Annotated in this window: 17 protein-coding genes; 10 read left to right on the top strand and 7 right to left on the bottom strand. The window is 58.2% G+C overall.

Features of this window, described 5'->3' with window-relative positions; translation table 11 throughout:
• Positions 1-26 precede the first annotated feature (26 nt).
• The 4 genes from holA to ACR3E0_RS19195 form a co-directional block, all read right to left on the bottom strand.
• Entirely contained in the window at positions 27-1055 is a 1029-nt protein-coding gene (gene holA / locus ACR3E0_RS19210; RefSeq protein ID WP_480480575.1) for a DNA polymerase III subunit delta, read from the bottom strand.
• Positions 1052-1543, bottom strand: coding sequence for an LPS assembly lipoprotein LptE (locus ACR3E0_RS19205; protein WP_480480573.1), 492 nt, complete (start codon positions 1541-1543; stop codon positions 1052-1054). Before ACR3E0_RS19205 ends, holA begins: the two co-directional genes overlap by 4 nt.
• Positions 1530-4067, bottom strand: coding sequence for a leucine--tRNA ligase (gene leuS / locus ACR3E0_RS19200; protein ID WP_480480571.1), 2538 nt, complete (start codon positions 4065-4067; stop codon positions 1530-1532). The genes ACR3E0_RS19205 and leuS overlap by 14 nt, the downstream gene beginning before the upstream one ends.
• Positions 4068-4139: 72 nt before the next feature.
• Positions 4140-4622 (bottom strand): DUF3576 domain-containing protein, encoded by a 483-nt coding sequence (locus ACR3E0_RS19195; RefSeq protein WP_170431006.1) that lies wholly within the window; start codon positions 4620-4622, stop codon positions 4140-4142.
• 282 nt (positions 4623-4904) lie between these two features.
• On the opposite strand from ACR3E0_RS19195, the gene ACR3E0_RS19190 reads away from it, so the two are divergent.
• A complete protein-coding gene (locus ACR3E0_RS19190; protein ID WP_480480569.1) occupies positions 4905-5915 on the top strand; it encodes a porin in 1011 nt (336 codons plus the stop codon).
• Positions 5916-6017: 102 nt separating this feature from the next.
• The gene (locus tag ACR3E0_RS19185) at positions 6018-6677 is read left to right on the top strand and encodes a YggS family pyridoxal phosphate-dependent enzyme (protein WP_480480567.1); all 660 of its coding nucleotides are present in this window, start codon (positions 6018-6020) and stop codon (positions 6675-6677) included.
• On the opposite strand, the gene ACR3E0_RS19180 is transcribed toward ACR3E0_RS19185, so the two are convergent.
• Both ACR3E0_RS19180 and ribA read right to left on the bottom strand, forming a co-directional pair.
• Positions 6661-7161: a L,D-transpeptidase family protein gene (locus ACR3E0_RS19180; RefSeq protein ID WP_480480565.1), complete on the bottom strand. Its 501-nt coding sequence runs from the start codon at positions 7159-7161 to the stop codon at positions 6661-6663. The two genes, ACR3E0_RS19185 and ACR3E0_RS19180, sit on opposite strands and share 17 nt — an antisense overlap.
• Positions 7158-8252: a GTP cyclohydrolase II gene (ribA, locus tag ACR3E0_RS19175; protein WP_480480563.1), complete on the bottom strand. Its 1095-nt coding sequence runs from the start codon at positions 8250-8252 to the stop codon at positions 7158-7160. Before ribA ends, ACR3E0_RS19180 begins: the two co-directional genes overlap by 4 nt.
• Before the next feature lie 162 nt (positions 8253-8414).
• Here ribA and ACR3E0_RS19170 point away from each other — a divergent pair, with 162 nt between their 5' ends.
• The 6 genes from ACR3E0_RS19170 to ACR3E0_RS19145 all read left to right on the top strand — a co-directional run bounded on the left by ACR3E0_RS19170 (position 8415) and on the right by ACR3E0_RS19145 (position 12507).
• On the top strand, positions 8415-9101 hold the full coding sequence (locus tag ACR3E0_RS19170) for a response regulator transcription factor (protein WP_093964262.1): 687 nt from the start codon (positions 8415-8417) through the stop codon (positions 9099-9101).
• A 217-nt stretch (positions 9102-9318) separates the two neighbouring features.
• A complete protein-coding gene (locus ACR3E0_RS19165; protein WP_480480561.1) occupies positions 9319-9729 on the top strand; it encodes a GFA family protein in 411 nt (136 codons plus the stop codon).
• Between the two features lie 134 nt (positions 9730-9863).
• Positions 9864-10652, top strand: a complete 789-nt coding sequence (locus ACR3E0_RS19160) for an exodeoxyribonuclease III (RefSeq protein WP_480480559.1) — start codon at positions 9864-9866, stop codon at positions 10650-10652.
• An 86-nt stretch (positions 10653-10738) separates the two neighbouring features.
• On the top strand, positions 10739-11656 hold the full coding sequence (trxA, locus tag ACR3E0_RS19155) for a thioredoxin (RefSeq protein WP_480480557.1): 918 nt from the start codon (positions 10739-10741) through the stop codon (positions 11654-11656).
• 27 nt (positions 11657-11683) lie between these two features.
• The gene (locus tag ACR3E0_RS19150; protein ID WP_480480555.1) at positions 11684-12325 is read left to right on the top strand and encodes an LON peptidase substrate-binding domain-containing protein; all 642 of its coding nucleotides are present in this window, start codon (positions 11684-11686) and stop codon (positions 12323-12325) included.
• Positions 12322-12507: a Trm112 family protein gene (locus tag ACR3E0_RS19145; protein ID WP_170431025.1), complete on the top strand. Its 186-nt coding sequence runs from the start codon at positions 12322-12324 to the stop codon at positions 12505-12507. The genes ACR3E0_RS19150 and ACR3E0_RS19145 overlap by 4 nt, the downstream gene beginning before the upstream one ends.
• Here the strand turns inward: ACR3E0_RS19145 and ACR3E0_RS19140 are convergent.
• Complete coding sequence (locus ACR3E0_RS19140) at positions 12504-13730, bottom strand: FAD-dependent monooxygenase (RefSeq protein WP_480480553.1); 1227 nt, start codon at positions 13728-13730, stop codon at positions 12504-12506. The genes ACR3E0_RS19145 and ACR3E0_RS19140 overlap by 4 nt on opposite strands.
• Before the next feature lie 85 nt (positions 13731-13815).
• Here ACR3E0_RS19140 and ACR3E0_RS19135 point away from each other — a divergent pair, with 85 nt between their 5' ends.
• Both ACR3E0_RS19135 and ACR3E0_RS19130 read left to right on the top strand, forming a co-directional pair.
• Positions 13816-15144 carry an amidase gene (locus ACR3E0_RS19135; protein ID WP_480480551.1) on the top strand — a complete coding sequence of 443 codons (1329 nt, stop codon included), beginning with the start codon at positions 13816-13818 and terminating at the stop codon, positions 15142-15144.
• A gap of 109 nt (positions 15145-15253) precedes the next feature.
• A complete protein-coding gene (locus ACR3E0_RS19130) occupies positions 15254-16435 on the top strand; it encodes an aminotransferase class I/II-fold pyridoxal phosphate-dependent enzyme (RefSeq protein WP_480480549.1) in 1182 nt (393 codons plus the stop codon).
• Positions 16436-16440 lie beyond the last annotated feature (5 nt).

Raw genomic sequence — 16440 nt, 5'->3', positions numbered from 1 at the left:
CAAGCGAAACGCTTGGTCAGTGTGGTTCAACGGGACCGTGCCAGCATGGCCAGACGGATCATGGCTCGCTCGACAAGGGCCATGGCCGGGGCCGTTTGACCGGCGGACCGCAGCGACAGATCGGTATCGGTCAGAACGGTCAGCGCCGTCTGGAGTTTGGGCGCCCCCCAGCCTTGGGCCTGTCGCAGAATCCGGTCGCGGCGTTTTCCGTAAACTGGCGGGCGCAGTTTGCCGATCCCCTGCGCCGCGCCGCCCGGGTCGGCGGCACAGGCATAAAGCGTCCGAAAGTGACGGGTTGCCCCGATGCAAAGGGCCACGCCGTTGGTGCCCTGCGCCTGCAGGCGCCGGATCAACGGTCCAATCTCGCCCGCGCGGCCTTCGGCCACGACGTTCAGCACATCGTCCAGCGCGGCTTCGGTGGATCGCGGCGCACAGGCCTCAACATCCTCAACTGTCAACTCAGAGCTGTCGCCGCTCTTGTAGAGAGACAGTTTTTCAACGGTTTGTGCAAAGTCGCCGGGGCTGAGGTCAACCGCCAGATCGCTGACGACGGACATGACCTCTCGTGGAATTGACCGTAGCCCCGCCTCGGCGAGAACGCGTTCAACCTCGGCCCGAGACGGGGGGTCATCGTAGATACCGACCGCATAAGCCGACGGGTGCGCCTCGAAAGCTTTGCGGATTTTTGAACTGGCTTTCAACTGACCGGCGGTCACGATGATCTGTGCATCGCCCGGTGCCCAGTCCCCCAACGCCGCGGTAATCGCAGGTGCGGCGGCGTCGGTGGTGTCTTCGACAAATACGGCGCGAGCCCCTGGAAAAAAGCCAACCGCCTTGATCGCGTCCAGCAACAGGGCCGGATCGCCGCGCAGATCGCCGCCGGGCATCCGGGTCAGGCGCATTTCCTCATCGGCATTGGGGCCGAGCAAGGCGGCCAGTACCTGCTGACGCTTGAGCGCAACCCGCATCGCATCCGCGCCATAGATCAGCAGCCCGGTCTTGTCTGGGTCCGGTTTGGAAAAATACCCGTCAGCCTCACGCGGGCTCAGTTTCATGCGGAAAGACCCGGGGTGGCATAGAGGCGGTTCATGATCTGCCCGGACAGAATCACCATAAGCCGTTCTTTCGCATCCCGTTCGTCTGCCAGCGTGGAAACGGTTGATCCCGCAGCAGAATAGCCCACAAAGTCGGTGACTGTGCCGGAAGCCAAAACCTGACCTGTCGCATTCGACCTGAGCGCATAGTCCGCCCTGCCGTCTATCGAAAACCGGTTGGTTTCATTGGCAGTGGTGATCGCTGCAGCTTGGGTCACCGTCGAGACACTCACATCCAGGCTGTAATCGCTGCCTGAACTGGCGCTGCGGCCCAATTCCTGTTCGAGATTCTGGACCAGCAGATAGCTTTCAACCGAGTTGGGCGCAGACACTGCGACTTTCCCATACAGTTCCGAGCCCGCCCCCCCCGGTGCATAGACAGGTTGGAAGCCACAGGCGGCCAACGCCAGCGGGAGAAACAGCAAGCTTCTGCGATCAAACGACGACATTGACGATCCGACCCGGTACCACGATCACTTTCTTCGGCGCGGACCCGTCCAGCGCCTTTTGCACAGCTTCGGTGCTCAGCGCGACTTTTTCAACCTCGAGCTTGTCCATGTCCTTTGGCACGCTGATTTCTGCACGGCGTTTGCCGTTGATCTGGATCGGCAAGGTCACGGTCTCGTCGACCAGCATCGACTCATCCGCGATTGGCCAGGGGGCCGTTGCCACCAGCCCCTCGCCGCCGAGCATCTGCCACAGCTCTTCGGACAGGTGCGGGGTCATTGGGGACATGAGCTGTGCCAGCGTCATGGTGGCCTGACGCTTGGCGCGCGCGCCCGCCTTGGACTTCGCCAGCGTATTGGTAAAGGCGTAAAGCTTGGCAATGGACGCGTTGAACCCAAAGGATTCGATACCGCCCGAAACATCGTGAATCGCCTTGTGCATTTCGCGCAGCAGAATTTCGTCTTCTGCATTGGGGGGGGCATCTGACTCGGCAATTTCCGACGCGATTCGATGCACACGGCTGAGGTGCTTAAATGCAGCCTCTGCCCCGGCAGCTGTCCATTCCACATCACGCTCGGGCGGCGAATCGGACAGGACGAACCAGCGCGCCGTGTCCGCGCCAAAGGCAGAGATGATATTGGCCGGGTCCACGACGTTCTTCTTGGATTTCGACATTTTGGCCGACGGGATGACCTCGACCGCCTCCCCTGTCGCCTTGAGCTTACCCTCTTCGACCTCTTCGGGCAGGTGGTACACCGGACGGCCCTTGTCATCGCGAGTCTGATAGATTTCGTGCGTGACCATGCCCTGAGTGAACAGCGCGTCAAAGGGTTCGATGGCCTTTTTCGGCAGGTGTCCGGTGATGTTCATCGCCCGCGCGAAGAAGCGGGAATAGAGAAGGTGCAGAATCGCGTGCTCGATACCGCCGATATACTGGTCGACATTCATCCAGTATTCGGCTTCGGCCAGATCGGTCGGCGTTTCAGCATGCGGCGCCGTGAAACGTGCGAAATACCACGACGAATCGACAAACGTATCCATCGTGTCGGTCTCACGCCTAGCGGGGGCACCACATGACGGGCATTTGCAGTCGCGCCAGGTCGGGTGGCGGTCCAGCGGGTTCCCGGGCTTGTCGAATGTGACATCGTCCGGCAACCGTATGGGCAGGTTTTCCTTCTTTTCCGGGACCACGCCGCAGGAATCGCAATGGACCACGGGAATCGGGCAGCCCCAGTAGCGTTGACGGGACAATCCCCAGTCGCGCAGGCGGTATTTGGTGACGCCTTCGCCCCAACCCGCCTTTTCGGCGAAGTCGACCGTGGCATCGATCGCCTCTTCGCCCGTGGCCTCGGTGAGGCCCGCAAAATGGGTCACCCAGCGGACTTTTTCGGTCTTCGGCGGAACAAAGGCGATCTTGTCGACTGGGGTGGCGTCATCCAGCGCAAAAAACGTATCGACAACCGGCAGATCGTATTTGAGGCAAAAATCCAGGTCTCGCTGATCATGCGCAGGACAAGCAAAGATCGCGCCGGTGCCGTAGTCCATGAGAATGAAGTTCGCAATCCAGACCGGCAGTTCCCAATTCGGGTCCAGCGGGTGCTTGACCCTGATCCCGGTGTCATAGCCCAGCTTTTCAGCGGTCTCGACGGCCTCTGCGGTCGTGCCACCCTTGCGGCATTCCGCTACAAATTCAGCGACTTCCGGGTTTTCTGCCTCAAGCTGCTTGGCAATCGGGTGATCGGGCGAGATACCAACAAAGGACGCGCCTAACAGGGTGTCGGGGCGGGTTGTGTAAACTGTGATCGGCTCACCGTCATCCGTACGTTCGAATGCAAATTGCAGACCCCGGGACTTGCCGATCCAGTTTTCCTGCATTAGGCGTACCTTGGCGGGCCAGTTGTCCAGCGTATCCAGCGCATCCAGCAATTCTTCGGAATAGTCCGAGATCTTAAAAAACCACTGCGTCAGTTCGCGCCGCTCGACCAATGCGCCCGAGCGCCAGCCTCGGCCATTCTCCACCTGTTCATTGGCCAGGACGGTCATGTCGACCGGGTCCCAGTTCACAACCGCGTTCTTACGGTAAACCAATCCGGCGTCGAACATGTCCAGAAACAAGGCCTGTTGCTGGCCGTAATACTCCGGATCACAGGTGGCAAACATACGCGACCAATCAATGGCAAAGCCCATCGGCTTCATCTGGGCAATCATCTCGTCGATATTGGCGTAGGTCCAATCCTTGGGATGGCCGCCAATCGCCATGGCGGCGTTTTCGGCCGGCATGCCGAACGCGTCAAACCCCATTGGATGTAGTACATTGAACCCGCACGAAATCTTGTAGCGTGCTATTACGTCTCCCATGGTGTAGTTGCGCGTGTGCCCAATATGGATCCGGCCGGACGGGTAGGGGAACATTTCAAGTACGTAGTACTTTGGCTTGTCCGCCAGGTGTTTGGCAGTGAAAATCCCCGCCTTGTCCCAGGCCTCTTGCCATTTCGCTTCGGTTTCAGCGGCCGAGTAACGCGACATCATGCGGTCCTTCGTGAATGAAAACGCCGGGTATGAACCCGGCGTGGTCTTAGTGCGAATTTCATCGGGTTGCTAGAACTTGTTGTCCGCAATGCGCAACTGGCGGGCACGAGACAGGATGGCATCCTCGACCGCACGGGTCGTTGCTGCGCTGACCGGGGCACCTCCGCTGGTTTGCAGCGAGACCGATAGAGATCGTGCCGCCAGAGCGGGGTCGCTGATGTGCACGGTCGCGCGATAAGACCGACCCCCACCCGGTGGGGTGCCGTAACCCGTTACGATCACACCCGTAAATGGATCAACCTCCTGCACCGGCAGGAAGTTCAGAATGTCCAGCGACGCAGACCACAGGTAGCGATTGACCTGGGTGACCTGTTCCGAGTTGTTGGGTCCGAAAACGTCCCAGATGGTCGAGCGGTTCGGATCGTTCAACTCGCGCTCTTCGGTCGAGCTACCGTCAGCTGTAAGAACGCTTGCATCTCCTGGCGGCGGGCGACCGCAGGCCGAGAGAGCGGCGGTTAGCGTGATCAAACCCAAAATCGTCGGCAAACGCATTGTCAGTTGGTCCTATTTCGCTGTTTGAGCGTTGTTTGATTGATACTCCTAGACAAGGTCCAACTGTGCAACAACCCCATTCTTCTCAAATGTCAGCGTTCCATATGCTCAGAGGCCGCCAAATGACTGTGGCATCCTTGCACCAATTTGTGGCCAATGAGGTCCAGAAAATTATGCCAAGCTTGCGCAATGGGGGCAAAAAGAGCGAAACGATGTCCGTGCTGAGACATGTGCCGAGGCATATGTCGAGTAGATAACTCTTTTGAAACCGAGGGAAACAAGATGAAAAAAGTTCTCTTCGCAACGACGGCGCTGATCGCCACCGCAGGCGTTGCAGCAGCTGAAGTAAAATTCAGCGGGTATGGCCGGTTCGGTCTTGGCTATCTGGAAGATCGCACAGGTAGCGTTCCAATCGTTAACCCGACTGGTACCGCGACAACGACCGCAGTTGATACTGACGATACCATCCTGGTCTCGCGCTTCCGCCTGAACATTGACGGTATCGTTGAAACCGACGGTGGTGTTCGCTTCGAAGGCCGTGTTCGTATTCAGGCTGACGAAGATAATGGTAACGGTGAAGCCAACGAAGCTGGCCTGAACGGCGCACGTTTCTCGGTCATCTTCGGTGGTCTGCGTGTTGACGCCGGCAACGTTGCAGGTTCGTTTGACAACCTTGCGAACTACTATGGTAACGAGCCGGGCCTGGAAACATTCATCGGTCAGTACTCGGGTGTTGACTATGACTTCCTGAGCTATGACTCGACAGGTTCTGGTGACAACGCTGTGTTCTTCCAGTATGCAGTTGGCGACTTCGCATTTGGTGCATCGTACGATCAAAATACTGTTTTTGACCAAACCGCAGGCGAAACGCAGGACGGCGACCGCTGGGATATCAGCGCGACTTACACGTTCAACAACATCACTGCCGCTCTGGCCTATGGCCAAACCGACGGCGTTGGTGGTGCTGAAAAACAGACTCTGACAGTTTTGACTCTGGGTGCAGAGTTTGGTGACTTCTCAGGTACTCTGTTTGTGGCGGACGATGACGTTTCGAACGCGGATCGTAACGGTACTGCATACGGTGTTTCGGCAGCTTATAATCTTGGTGCCGCAACAACTCTGACTTTCGCTTATGGTGATGGTTCGGGAGATGACGATAAGCAGCAGTATGGTATCGGCGCGATCTACGACCTGGGTGGCGGTGCATCGCTGCGCGGTGGTATCGGCCGGTCGAAGCGTGGTCTGGGCGAGAGCCAAACTCAGGCCGACTTCGGTGCCCAGTTCAACTTCTAAGTTGATCTGATCTCCACAGTATTAGGGCGGGTCTTCGGACCCGCCCTTTTCTTTTGCTCTGACATGGTGTTTGTCTGCGATACGGATAGATCGAGGACTTACATGTCGCTGCAAGACATCACCGCCCGGATTGCCACGGCAGAAGCCAAGGCCGGTTGTTCCGCCGGGTCAGTGACGCTGATCGCTGTCTCCAAGGTACAACCGAACGAACGGATTCAGGCCGTTCTCGATGAAGGCCATCGCTGTTTTGGCGAAAACCGGGTTCAGGAAGCCGCCGGGAAATGGCCCACCTTTAAAGAACAGTTCGATGACATCGATCTGCACCTGATAGGCCCGTTACAGACAAACAAGGCGCGGCAGGCTATGGAGTTGTGCAACGCAATCCACTCGGTGGACCGACCCAAACTTGCGAGAACGCTGGCCAGGCTGGCGCAGGAAATCGGATCCTGCCCTGAACTTTTCATTCAGGTGAATACAGGGGAAGAGGATCAAAAAGCCGGCGTTCTACCGGCAGACGCAGATGGGTTTATTGCGGACTGCAAGAGCCTGGACCTGCCTATCCGCGGGCTGATGTGCATCCCGCCCATCGAAGAAGAACCATCCCTGCATTTCGCGTTGCTGGCCAAGATTGCCGCAAGAAATGGGCTGGACGGCTTGTCGATGGGGATGAGCAGTGACTTTGAGCAGGCGATCGCGCTGGGGGCCACTCATGTTCGTGTCGGATCGGCAATCTTTGGCGAAAGGGTCAAACCGCAGGGATGATCAGGCGCGTGCCCGGGGTCAGTCGGCCCGCAATCCAGTGCAGATGATCCCGGCGAAACGCAACGCACCCCTCAGTCGGATAGCCCGGCCTGCGCCATTGATGTAGGAAAATTGCCGATCCCTTGCCCGGCACGGCATTTGGCCTGTTCCAGTCGGTGATCAGTATCAGATCATAGAGTGGATCAGCGCGGCGCAGCTTTTCGTGACCGAAAGGGTGGGGTGCCGAGACCAGATGATTGTAACGGCTATCAGAGACATCGTCCGACCAAAGGTCTTGCGGCCCGATGGGCAGGGCCCAGGGGGCCGGTGCCGTGATCCTGTCACGCCGATACATCATGCCGACGATACGATGCAGTCCCGTGGGTGTGGCTCCGTCACCCTCACGTTTCGCATTGCTGAGGCCGCCCTTGCCGATGGAGCACGGAAAAACGCGACCTTGAAACCGAATCCCGTATGGGGTCAGCACCAGATCGTCTGGGCTCACAGCAAGTGACCCGACTTCGCGGCCTTGGTTGCCAGGTACGCACGGTTGTGAGCCGTCTCGCCGACCTTCAGGGGGACACGCTCGGTCACGGCTATGCCCGTTCGCTCCATCATCGCGATTTTGGCCGGGTTGTTGGTCAGCAGGCGAACGGAGTTGAAGCCCAGAGATTTCATGATATCCGAGCCCAGCCGGAAATCCCGCTCATCATCCTCGAACCCCAGCCGGTGGTTGGCTTCAACCGTATCGAACCCCTGGTCCTGCAGGAAATAGGCGCGCATCTTGTTTGCCAGGCCAATGCCGCGCCCTTCCTGGTTCATGTAAAGCAGCACTCCGGCACCTTCGGCTCCCATTTGCGCCAGCGCACCGCGCAATTGCGGGCCGCAATCACATTTCAGGCTGCCCATCAGGTCGCCGGTAAAACAGGCCGAATGGAGCCGGGCCAAAACCGGCTTGTCCCGATCCGGACGACCGATTTCAACTGCATAATGCTCTTCGCCCCCGTCTTCGGGGCGGAAGACGTGCAAACGACCGGCCTCTGACACTTCCATCGGAAGACGCGCCGCGACCACCGGATGCAGCGGACTGCGGTTTGCAAGATGCGGCGCAGCACGGGTGTGGTCGATACGTGTCAGGCTGTGGGTTGCGGCGAATTCCTGACCTGAAACGATTGGAACAACAACAGCCGCTGGCAAAAGACGTGCGGATTTGGACAGCGCGATCGCAAGCCGATGCAATCCGGCATTGCCTTGCCGTTCTGTCATCAACGGACCTTTCATCGGCGCATTCAGATCATCGGACGGGTCCGCAACGGCCTGAACCCAACCGATATCCGCATTCTCGGGAATCTGCACACGGGCCAGATCGCCGTCATAGGCCCGCGCTTTGAGCGTCTCTGCCCGCCGCCCGGTGATTGCGACAACCGGTGTGCTGCCCAGCCCTCTCAGATCGGCCAGACGCTGCGCAGTGAGTGTCTCGGCTGCCACAGCAAGCACTGAATACCCGCTGTCATCTGCCAGCACCACGGGCACGCCCATCCGAAGGTCCGCGCGGGCCCGCGCGAGCAACTCTGTGATATCAGGGATGATACTCATTCGCGTTATCCTATAACGTCCGAACCTTCTCCTAGCGCTTTCGGCAGCAAATGTGAAACATTTCCGCCGCGTCGGACACGAGGGCGTGAGACCGTTGCAGCAAAGCTTGTTGATTGCCTATTCCACGCGCAAGTGATGGAAAAGGCTTTGGAGGACCGGGAAATGGCTCAGCTCAAGAAAATCCTGCTGGTAGACGACGACGAGGATCTGCGCGAAGCGCTCAGCGAACAGCTTGTAATGACCGAAGATTTTGACGTGTTCGAAGCGTCCGATGGCCAATCCGCAATGGAGCGGGCGCGCGAAGCGATTTATGACCTTGTTATTCTGGATGTGGGCCTGCCGGATACCGACGGTCGTGAACTGTGCCGCCTGATGCGCAAACAGGGCGTCAAAAGCCCGATTCTTATGTTGACCGGTCATGACAGTGATGCGGACACGATTTTGGGGTTGGATGCCGGGGCAAACGATTACGTGTCAAAGCCCTTCAAGTTCCCGGTCTTGCTGGCCCGTATTCGCGCACAGCTGCGGCAGCACGAGCAATCCGAAGACGCGGTGTTTGTGCTTGGCCCATACACATTCAAGCCGGCCATGAAGATGCTGATCACCGAAGATGACAGGAAAATTCGTCTGACCGAGAAAGAAACCAATATTCTCAAGTTCCTGTACCGTTCGACGGATGGTGTTGTTGCCCGAGACGTCTTGTTGCACGAAGTTTGGGGCTACAACGCTGGCGTGACGACACACACGCTTGAGACCCACATCTATCGCCTGCGTCAGAAAATTGAGCCCGATCCTTCGAATGCTCGCCTTTTGGTCACAGAATCGGGTGGATATCGATTGGTGTCTTGATCGCCTGTAGATTGACTTGGATCAAAGTGATACTCTGTAGGCATCTTTAAGTTACTCCCAACCCGTGCATGTCCGGGTAATGATATGCACCTCCCTGTTGGACTGCCGGGCCTTTGGCCCGGCCTTTTTTTATGCAGGTCAGTTACTTCACGATAGCCGAGGCGTCTTCGCCATTGCTCAAATTTGAATGTTCTTGTAATGTTCTCACTGCGGTGAAATGCGGGAGAATCATGTCATGATTGAAGGAAGCTGCTGCTGCGGAGCAGTGAAATTCCGCCTGAAATCGGAACCGACCACGATGGGAACCTGTCACTGTTCGCGCTGCCGAAAGGTCGGGGCCAGTACGATTGTCTTTGTGAAAAAGGAAGATCTGATCTGGATCGAAGGCCAGGAAAATGTGTCTGTGTACCGGCCGGGACCGCCCTACAAGTATGGCAGGTGTTTTTGCGCGATCTGTGGGTCGTCTTTGGGAGAAATCCTATCTGCAGACGACAGCTTTCCGATTGCAGCACATGCCCTTGATACGGAAATGGCTTTGAAAAACCAGTTTCACGAGTTTGTTTCTGAAAAACCGGGTTGGTACGAAATATGCGATGAAGCGCCGCAGGCTCAGGGTCATCCCTCATGATGCTCAGTGTACGGTTGGTACTCACTTCAGTTTCGCAGACAGAAATCTCTAAGGCAGATCGCCACCTTTTTCCGATGGCTCCCCATTCCCAGTCTTGTTAGGCTGCGCAAACCGCGACAGAGGACCCCTATCTCATGCCCTTCACTCTAGCCACATGGAATATCAACTCAGTCCGTTTGCGCGAGCCTATCGTTCTGAAATTACTGCAGGAAGAGGCCCCGGATGTCCTATGCCTGCAAGAATGCAAATCGCCTGTCGACAAGATCCCGATGGAGGGATTTTCGGCTCTTGGCTATACCCACATGATCGCACGCGGGCAAAAAGGGTATAACGGCGTCGCCATTCTGTCGCGCCTGCCGATGCAGGAGGTCGGTGACAAGGATTTCGCGAATTTGGGCCACGCGCGGCACATCGCAGGGCAACTCGAAAACGGGGTCACGATCCACAACTTCTATGTCCCGGCAGGCGGAGATGTCCCGGATCGCGATGCAAATGAAAAATTCGGCCAGAAACTCGATTATCTGACCGATATGCGAGACTGGTTTCATGCAGAAAAACCTGAAAACGCCATTCTCGTGGGCGATCTCAACATTGCACCGCGCGAAGACGATGTCTGGTCGCACAAGCAATTGCTCAAAGTCGTCTCGCATACCCCTATCGAAGTAGAGCATCTGGCAGAAACACAGGATGCGGGCGGCTGGGTCGACGTAACCCGACAGGATATCCCAGAAGGGCAGCTATATACATGGTGGTCCTATCGGGCACGGGACTGGGATGCGGCAGACAAAGGCCGTCGTCTGGATCACGTGTGGGCCACGCCCGATATCTCGAATGCGGGCCATTCCAGCCGCGTGCTCCGCGATGCCCGCGGGTGGGAAAAGCCCAGCGATCATGCACCGGTTTTTGCAACCTTCGACCTTTGATCCGCGTGAAACGCCCAAGACAGCCCTTGGTTTCCGCACCATGCGGTTGCATATAGGGCGCAAGATCGAACCAAAGAGTGAATGCCATGGACCTTCTGAACGCCGCCGCCGGCCCAGCCGCCACCGATCTGATCAAGGACGGAACCGAAGCCACATTCATGGCCGATGTCGTCGAAACATCGCAGGACATTCCCGTTATTGTTGATTTCTGGGCGCCATGGTGTGGCCCGTGCAAGACGCTTGGACCACTGCTGGAAGAGGCTGTAACCGCCGCCAAAGGGGCGGTGAAGATGGTCAAGATCAACGTGGACGAGGCCCAGACCATCGCGGCGCAATTGCGTATCCAGTCGATTCCAACCGTCTATGCGTTTTTCAAGGGGCAGCCGGTCGACGGGTTTCAGGGCGCAGTGCCGGGGTCCGAGATCAAGGCTTTTGTTGATCGCGTGATCGAGGCTGCCGGTGGCGAAAGCCCGGGCGGGCAGTTGGAAGATGCGGTGCAGGCTGCAGAGGAAATGCTGACCGACGGCGCCGCTGTTGATGCCGCCCAAACCTTTGCGGCCATCTTGGGCGAAGACCCCAATCACGCCGCTGCTTATGGCGGACTGGTTCGCGCCCATATTGCGTCAGGTGATCTGGACCAAGCCGAGGCAATTCTGAACGGCGCACCCGCCGAGATATCCAATGCACCCGAACTCGAGGCGGCGCATGCGCAATTGGAACTGGCCAAACAGGCTGCGGACGCTGGACCGGTGGCCGAACTGACCACCACGGTCGAGGCTGATCCGGACAATCATCAGGCCCGGTTCGATCTAGCGCAGGCCTTGCATGCCAACGGCAATGTGGAAGAGGCCGTGACGCAGCTTCTTGAACTGTTTCGCCGGGATCGTGAGTGGAACGACGGCGCAGCAAAAACGCAGCTGTTCACGATTTTTGACGCCCTTAAACCAAACGATCCGATTGTTCTGAACGGACGCCGCAAACTCAGTTCGATGATATTTGCCTAATTGGGGTTCAGAGCTACACTCGGATATATGATGCATCCCGCCGACCTGCCGGATACCGTATCCGTTTTTCCATTGCCCGGGGCGCTGTTGCTGCCCCGCGCGCGCTTGCCTCTGCATATCTTCGAGCCGCGGTATCTTCAGATGCTGGACGACACCCTCAAAACCAAAGAGCGTCTGATTGGCATGGTGCAGCCCAACCCGTCGCTGAGCGATGAAAACAGACTGCATCAGATCGGTTGTGCGGGGCGCGTAACGCAGTTTTCCGAAACCGAAGATGGTCGGTATCTCATTACGTTGACGGGCATTTCCAGGTTCCGCATCAACACCGAGTTGGACAGCTTCACGCCCTATCGCCGGTGCGATGTGTCATGGGACGGATTTGATCGCGATCTGGGGAAGGCCGAAAAAGATGATGCATTCAGCCGGACGCGGTTTCTGAAGCTGTTGGAGCGGTTCTTTTCATCCAGACAACTGTCGACGGATTGGGATTCGCTGAAAGACGCCGATGACGAGTTGCTGGTTAACTCCCTATCGATGCTGTTGGATTTTGAGCCGGAGGACAAACAGGCCCTTCTTGAGGCGCCGTGCCTGCGCACCCGCCGCGAAACACTGGTGACATTGATAGAATTCGCCCTGCGCGGCGGTTCAAACGAGGAAACATTGCAATGAGCGAAACCGAACACGCGTTTGACCGTCACATGCTTGAGGCTCTGATTTGCCCGCAAACCCATACAACCCTGCATTACGATGCCGAAAAGCAGGAGCTGGTTTCAAAAGCTGCAGGATTGGCCTTTCCGATCCGGAATGGAATTCCGGTAATGCTGGTCGATGAGGCACGCCAGCTCGACTAGATTGCGCGGCCCTGTAGTAGTTTGGGCAGGTCTCCGGTCAGCCCGGCCGCTTCGCGGACAAAACCGCGGCGCAGCCCGGGCAACGATCCGACAATGCCCATTCCAATATCACGACCAATCCTGAGAAGAGGATTGTCATTTGAAAACAGCTTGTTGAAAAGGTCGGTGGCCATAGCCAGCGAGGCCGTGTCGAACCGACGCCATTCCTGGTAACGCTCCAGAACCAGCGTGGACCCGATGTCTTCGCCCCGCCGACCGGCCAGCGTCAGAACTTCGGCCAAAGCGCCGACATCGCGTAGCCCTGCGTTCAATCCCTGCCCGGCGATCGGGTGCATCCCGTGCGCGGCATCGCCGACCAGTGCCAGGCGATCTGCGACAAAGGAATTGGCGATGGTCAGGTTCAGCGGATAGGTGAACCGGTCGCCCTGCAGCTGGATGTCACCCAGAAAATCGCCAAACCTTGGGCGCAGAACCTGCAGATACTCCGCCTCATGCATGGTGTTGATGCGTTCTGCAGTCTCCGTGCGTTCGCTCCAGACAATCGAGCTGCGGTTGCCGGTCAAGGGCAGGATGGCCAAAGGCCCCGGGGGCATGAAGAACTGATGCGCAATACCGTTGTGCGGCAGGTCATGTTCGATGGCGCAGACCAGAGCCGTCTGCCCATAGTCCCACCCCGTGCGTTTTATGCCTGCCCGTTCAGCCGTGCCGCTGCGGCGCCCGTCACAGCCGACGAGCAATTGTCCGGCAACGGTGGTCCCGTCATCCAATGTCAGTGTGACGCCCGTTGCGCCTGTTTCCTGGGCCACAACGGTTTTACCGCTCAGTTGTGTGATGCGTTTTTCCGCGTCCATCGCGTCGAGAAAAGCGCGGCGCAGATGGCGATCTTCGACCATATACCCCATGGGGCCTTCCTCGATCTCGGCGTGATCGAAATGCATGAAAAAAGGCGACGGGCCGGCGCCGGCATGCCCGTCCGTCACTTTGATCTCCAGCATCGGTTGTGCGTGGCCCGCGACCCTGTCCCAGAGTCCAATCGCATCCAGAAGGCGTTGTGAGGCCAGCGCCAGCGCATAGGCGCGCCCGTCAAAGGCAGTGTTTTTGCGGGTTTTTTCTGCCAGAGCATCGATCACAGTCACCGAATGCCCCGTTTGCGCCAGTGCCAATGCCAGGGCGGGGCCGTTCAGGCCGCCGCCAACGATCAGGATATCCGATGCCTTTGTCATAGCCCGCACTATGCGCGCCCTTTCGGGATTGTCCATGTGCAGTCCTGTCGCTACCGTCCCGTAAGCCACAATACGGAGGGGCAGGATGCAGGATTGGTTGACCATGACGGCGTGTGATTTGGGCCGTGGCATCGGCATGGGACAGATCGATCCGGTTGAACTGGCCGAAACCTACCTGACGGCCATCGACGAACATCCCCATCGCGACCGCATTTATGCTCGCGTCACCCATGACCGCGCGCGCGCCGAGGCAAAAGCCGCCAAGGAAAGGGCCCGGCTGGGTTTGCGCCGATCCCTTCTGGATGGCGTTCCGATAAGTTGGAAAGATCTGTTCGACACGGCCGGTATCGGAACCGAGGCCGGATCGGCGCTTTTGCAGGGACGCATTCCGGAAACGGACGGGGTGGTCGTGCGGAATGCAACGGCGATGGGCACGGTGTGCCTGGGTAAAACGCATATGAGCGAACTGGCCTTTTCCGGCCTGGGTCTGAACCCGATCACCAACACACCGCCCTGTATTGAGGATGAAGAGGCGGTTCCCGGCGGGTCTTCGTCCGGTGCCGCAGCATCGGTTGCGTGGGGACTTGCGGCCTGCGGGATCGGATCGGACACGGGCGGGTCCGTGCGCATTCCTGCGGCCTGGAACAATCTTGTGGGGTTAAAAACAACCGCTGGCCGGATCAGTCTGGAAGGCACTGTTCCCTTGTGCCTGCGGTTCGATACGGTCGGGCCGCTTGCGCGATCCGTCGAAGACGCGGCGCAGATGCTGGCGGTTTTGGAAGGGGGCACCCCGGCGGATTTGCGCGGGGCAACGTTAAAAGGTCGCCGGTTTGCCGATCTTCAGAACATTGCCAAGGACGATCTGCGCGACGCACCGCGCGCGGCGTATGAAACAGCCTTGCAGCGTTTGAAAGACGCCGGTGCCGAAATTGTGCCGCTGGATGTGCCGGAATTGAACGAAGCAATGGCTCTGTCCGGTGTTCTCTATACGACCGAAGCCTATGGCCTGTGGCGTGACGTGATCGAAGCAAACCCAGAGGCGATGTATCCCGAGATTCTGGAGCGTTTCCGCACCGGCAAGGCCTATTCCGGCCCGGACTATGTGGCCGCATGGTCAAAGCTCAAGGCCTGCCGCAGCGCCTGGGATGCGGCAACGGCCGGGTTTGACGCGGTACTGGCCCCGACCGCTCCGATTCTGCCCCCAGATCTGGACCGGTTGATGACCGATCATGAGTATTACGTTACCGAAAATCTTCTGGCTCTGCGCAACACCCGCATCGGCAATCTCATGGGTCTGGCCGCGCTGACGTTGCCGACCGGAACACCCAGTTGCGGGTTGATGATGCTGGGTTATCCGGGGTCCGAAGAGGCCCTGCTGCGGTTGGGTTCGGCGGCGGAATCGGTATTGGCCTGAATGCCACAATCCCCTGATTCGGCACCTCTTTGTCTGGACGAAACCCGGATCGGCCTGTAATCTGGCAGAAAATCGGGGCGTTAATGATCCCGACATTGAGGCAGTAGTCATGAATTTCCCCGACCGGTTTTCGAACCTACCGGCATATGCATTCCCGCGTCTTCGCGCCCTGTTGGATCATCATCAACCGGGCGGTGATGTCGTTCATATGACCATCGGCGAGCCCCAGCATGATTTTCCGTCCTGGGTGACTGATGTGATCATGGAGAATGCGGCTGGTTTTCAGGGGTATCCACCCAATGAAGGATCGCCTGATCTGCGCGCGGCAATCACGGGTTGGATCAAACGTCGCTATGGTGTGGCGATGGACCCGGAGACCAATGTGATGGCCCTGAACGGAACGCGCGAGGGGCTGTACAACGCAGCCATGGCGCTGTGCCCGGAGCAGAAGCACGGCCAGCCGCCGCTCATCCTGTGCCCGAACCCGTTTTACCAGGTCTATATGGTCGCCTCGATCTCGGTCGGTGCGCAGCCATATTTTGCGCCCGCCACATTCGCGACAGGCCATCTGCCGGACTATGCCGGATTGCCCGAGGATGTGCTGAACCGCACTGCTGTGGCCTATATCTGTTCGCCCGCGAACCCGCAGGGGGCTGTCGCCTCACGCGAATACTGGGTGGACCTGATTCAACTGGCTGAAAAATATGATTTCCGCATCTTCGCGGATGAGTGCTATTCGGAAATCTATCGCGATGACGCCCCGGTCGGAGCTTTGACGGTTGCGCAGGAACTGGGCGCCGATCCTGAACGTGTCACCCTGTTCAACTCTTTGTCGAAGCGTTCGAACCTGGCCGGTTTGCGGTCAGGCCTGATCGCAGGCGGACCTGAAACGATCAAACGGGTCAAGCTGTTGCGCAGCTATGCAGGCGCGCCTTTGCCTGCGCCGTTGCAGGCCGCAGCAGCAAAGGTCTGGGCAGATGAGGCGCACGTGCGGGAAAATCGTGCGCTTTATCAAGAAAAATACGCTGTCGCGGACGAGGTCTTTGCAGGTGTGCAGGGGTACATGCGACCTGAGGCGGGGTTTTTCCTGTGGCTGCCGGTCGAAAACGGCGAAGAAACTGCATTGAAGCTCTGGCAGGAAACCGGCGTTCGGGTTCTGCCGGGTGCATATCTTTCTCAAGGTGAACCGGGGCAAAACCCGGGCGAGCAATTTATCCGGGTCGCCATGGTGGCCCCAAAAACAGAGATGAAGCGCGGGCTGATCACGCTCCGCGACTGCGTCTATTCGTGAGGTAC

The sequence above is a fragment of the Ruegeria sp. AJ12 genome (assembly GCF_056536245.1).
The sequence above is the reverse complement of the archived record's forward strand: the minus strand, read 5'-3'. Positions and strand labels throughout refer to the sequence as shown.

Excerpts from the sequence above, each read along its gene's own strand:
- ribA (WP_480480563.1), bottom strand. The coding sequence starts at position 8,252 with ATGAGTATCATCCCTGATATCACAGAGTTGCTCGCGCGGGCCCGCGCG.
- ACR3E0_RS19205 (WP_480480573.1), bottom strand. The coding sequence starts at position 1,543 with ATGTCGTCGTTTGATCGCAGAAGCTTGCTGTTTCTCCCGCTGGCGTTG.
- trxA (WP_480480557.1), top strand. The coding sequence starts at position 10,739 with ATGGACCTTCTGAACGCCGCCGCCGGCCCAGCCGCCACCGATCTGATC.
- ACR3E0_RS19145 (WP_170431025.1), top strand. The coding sequence starts at position 12,322 with ATGAGCGAAACCGAACACGCGTTTGACCGTCACATGCTTGAGGCTCTG.
- ACR3E0_RS19130 (WP_480480549.1), top strand. The coding sequence starts at position 15,254 with ATGAATTTCCCCGACCGGTTTTCGAACCTACCGGCATATGCATTCCCG.
- ACR3E0_RS19140 (WP_480480553.1), bottom strand. The coding sequence starts at position 13,730 with ATGACAAAGGCATCGGATATCCTGATCGTTGGCGGCGGCCTGAACGGC.
- leuS (WP_480480571.1), bottom strand. The coding sequence starts at position 4,067 with ATGTCGCGTTACTCGGCCGCTGAAACCGAAGCGAAATGGCAAGAGGCC.
- ACR3E0_RS19190 (WP_480480569.1), top strand. The coding sequence starts at position 4,905 with ATGAAAAAAGTTCTCTTCGCAACGACGGCGCTGATCGCCACCGCAGGC.
- ACR3E0_RS19160 (WP_480480559.1), top strand. The coding sequence starts at position 9,864 with ATGCCCTTCACTCTAGCCACATGGAATATCAACTCAGTCCGTTTGCGC.
- ACR3E0_RS19135 (WP_480480551.1), top strand. The coding sequence starts at position 13,816 with ATGCAGGATTGGTTGACCATGACGGCGTGTGATTTGGGCCGTGGCATC.
- ACR3E0_RS19170 (WP_093964262.1), top strand. The coding sequence starts at position 8,415 with ATGGCTCAGCTCAAGAAAATCCTGCTGGTAGACGACGACGAGGATCTG.
- holA (WP_480480575.1), bottom strand. The coding sequence starts at position 1,055 with ATGAAACTGAGCCCGCGTGAGGCTGACGGGTATTTTTCCAAACCGGAC.
- ACR3E0_RS19165 (WP_480480561.1), top strand. The coding sequence starts at position 9,319 with ATGCGGGAGAATCATGTCATGATTGAAGGAAGCTGCTGCTGCGGAGCA.
- ACR3E0_RS19195 (WP_170431006.1), bottom strand. The coding sequence starts at position 4,622 with ATGCGTTTGCCGACGATTTTGGGTTTGATCACGCTAACCGCCGCTCTC.
- ACR3E0_RS19185 (WP_480480567.1), top strand. The coding sequence starts at position 6,018 with ATGTCGCTGCAAGACATCACCGCCCGGATTGCCACGGCAGAAGCCAAG.
- ACR3E0_RS19150 (WP_480480555.1), top strand. The coding sequence starts at position 11,684 with ATGATGCATCCCGCCGACCTGCCGGATACCGTATCCGTTTTTCCATTG.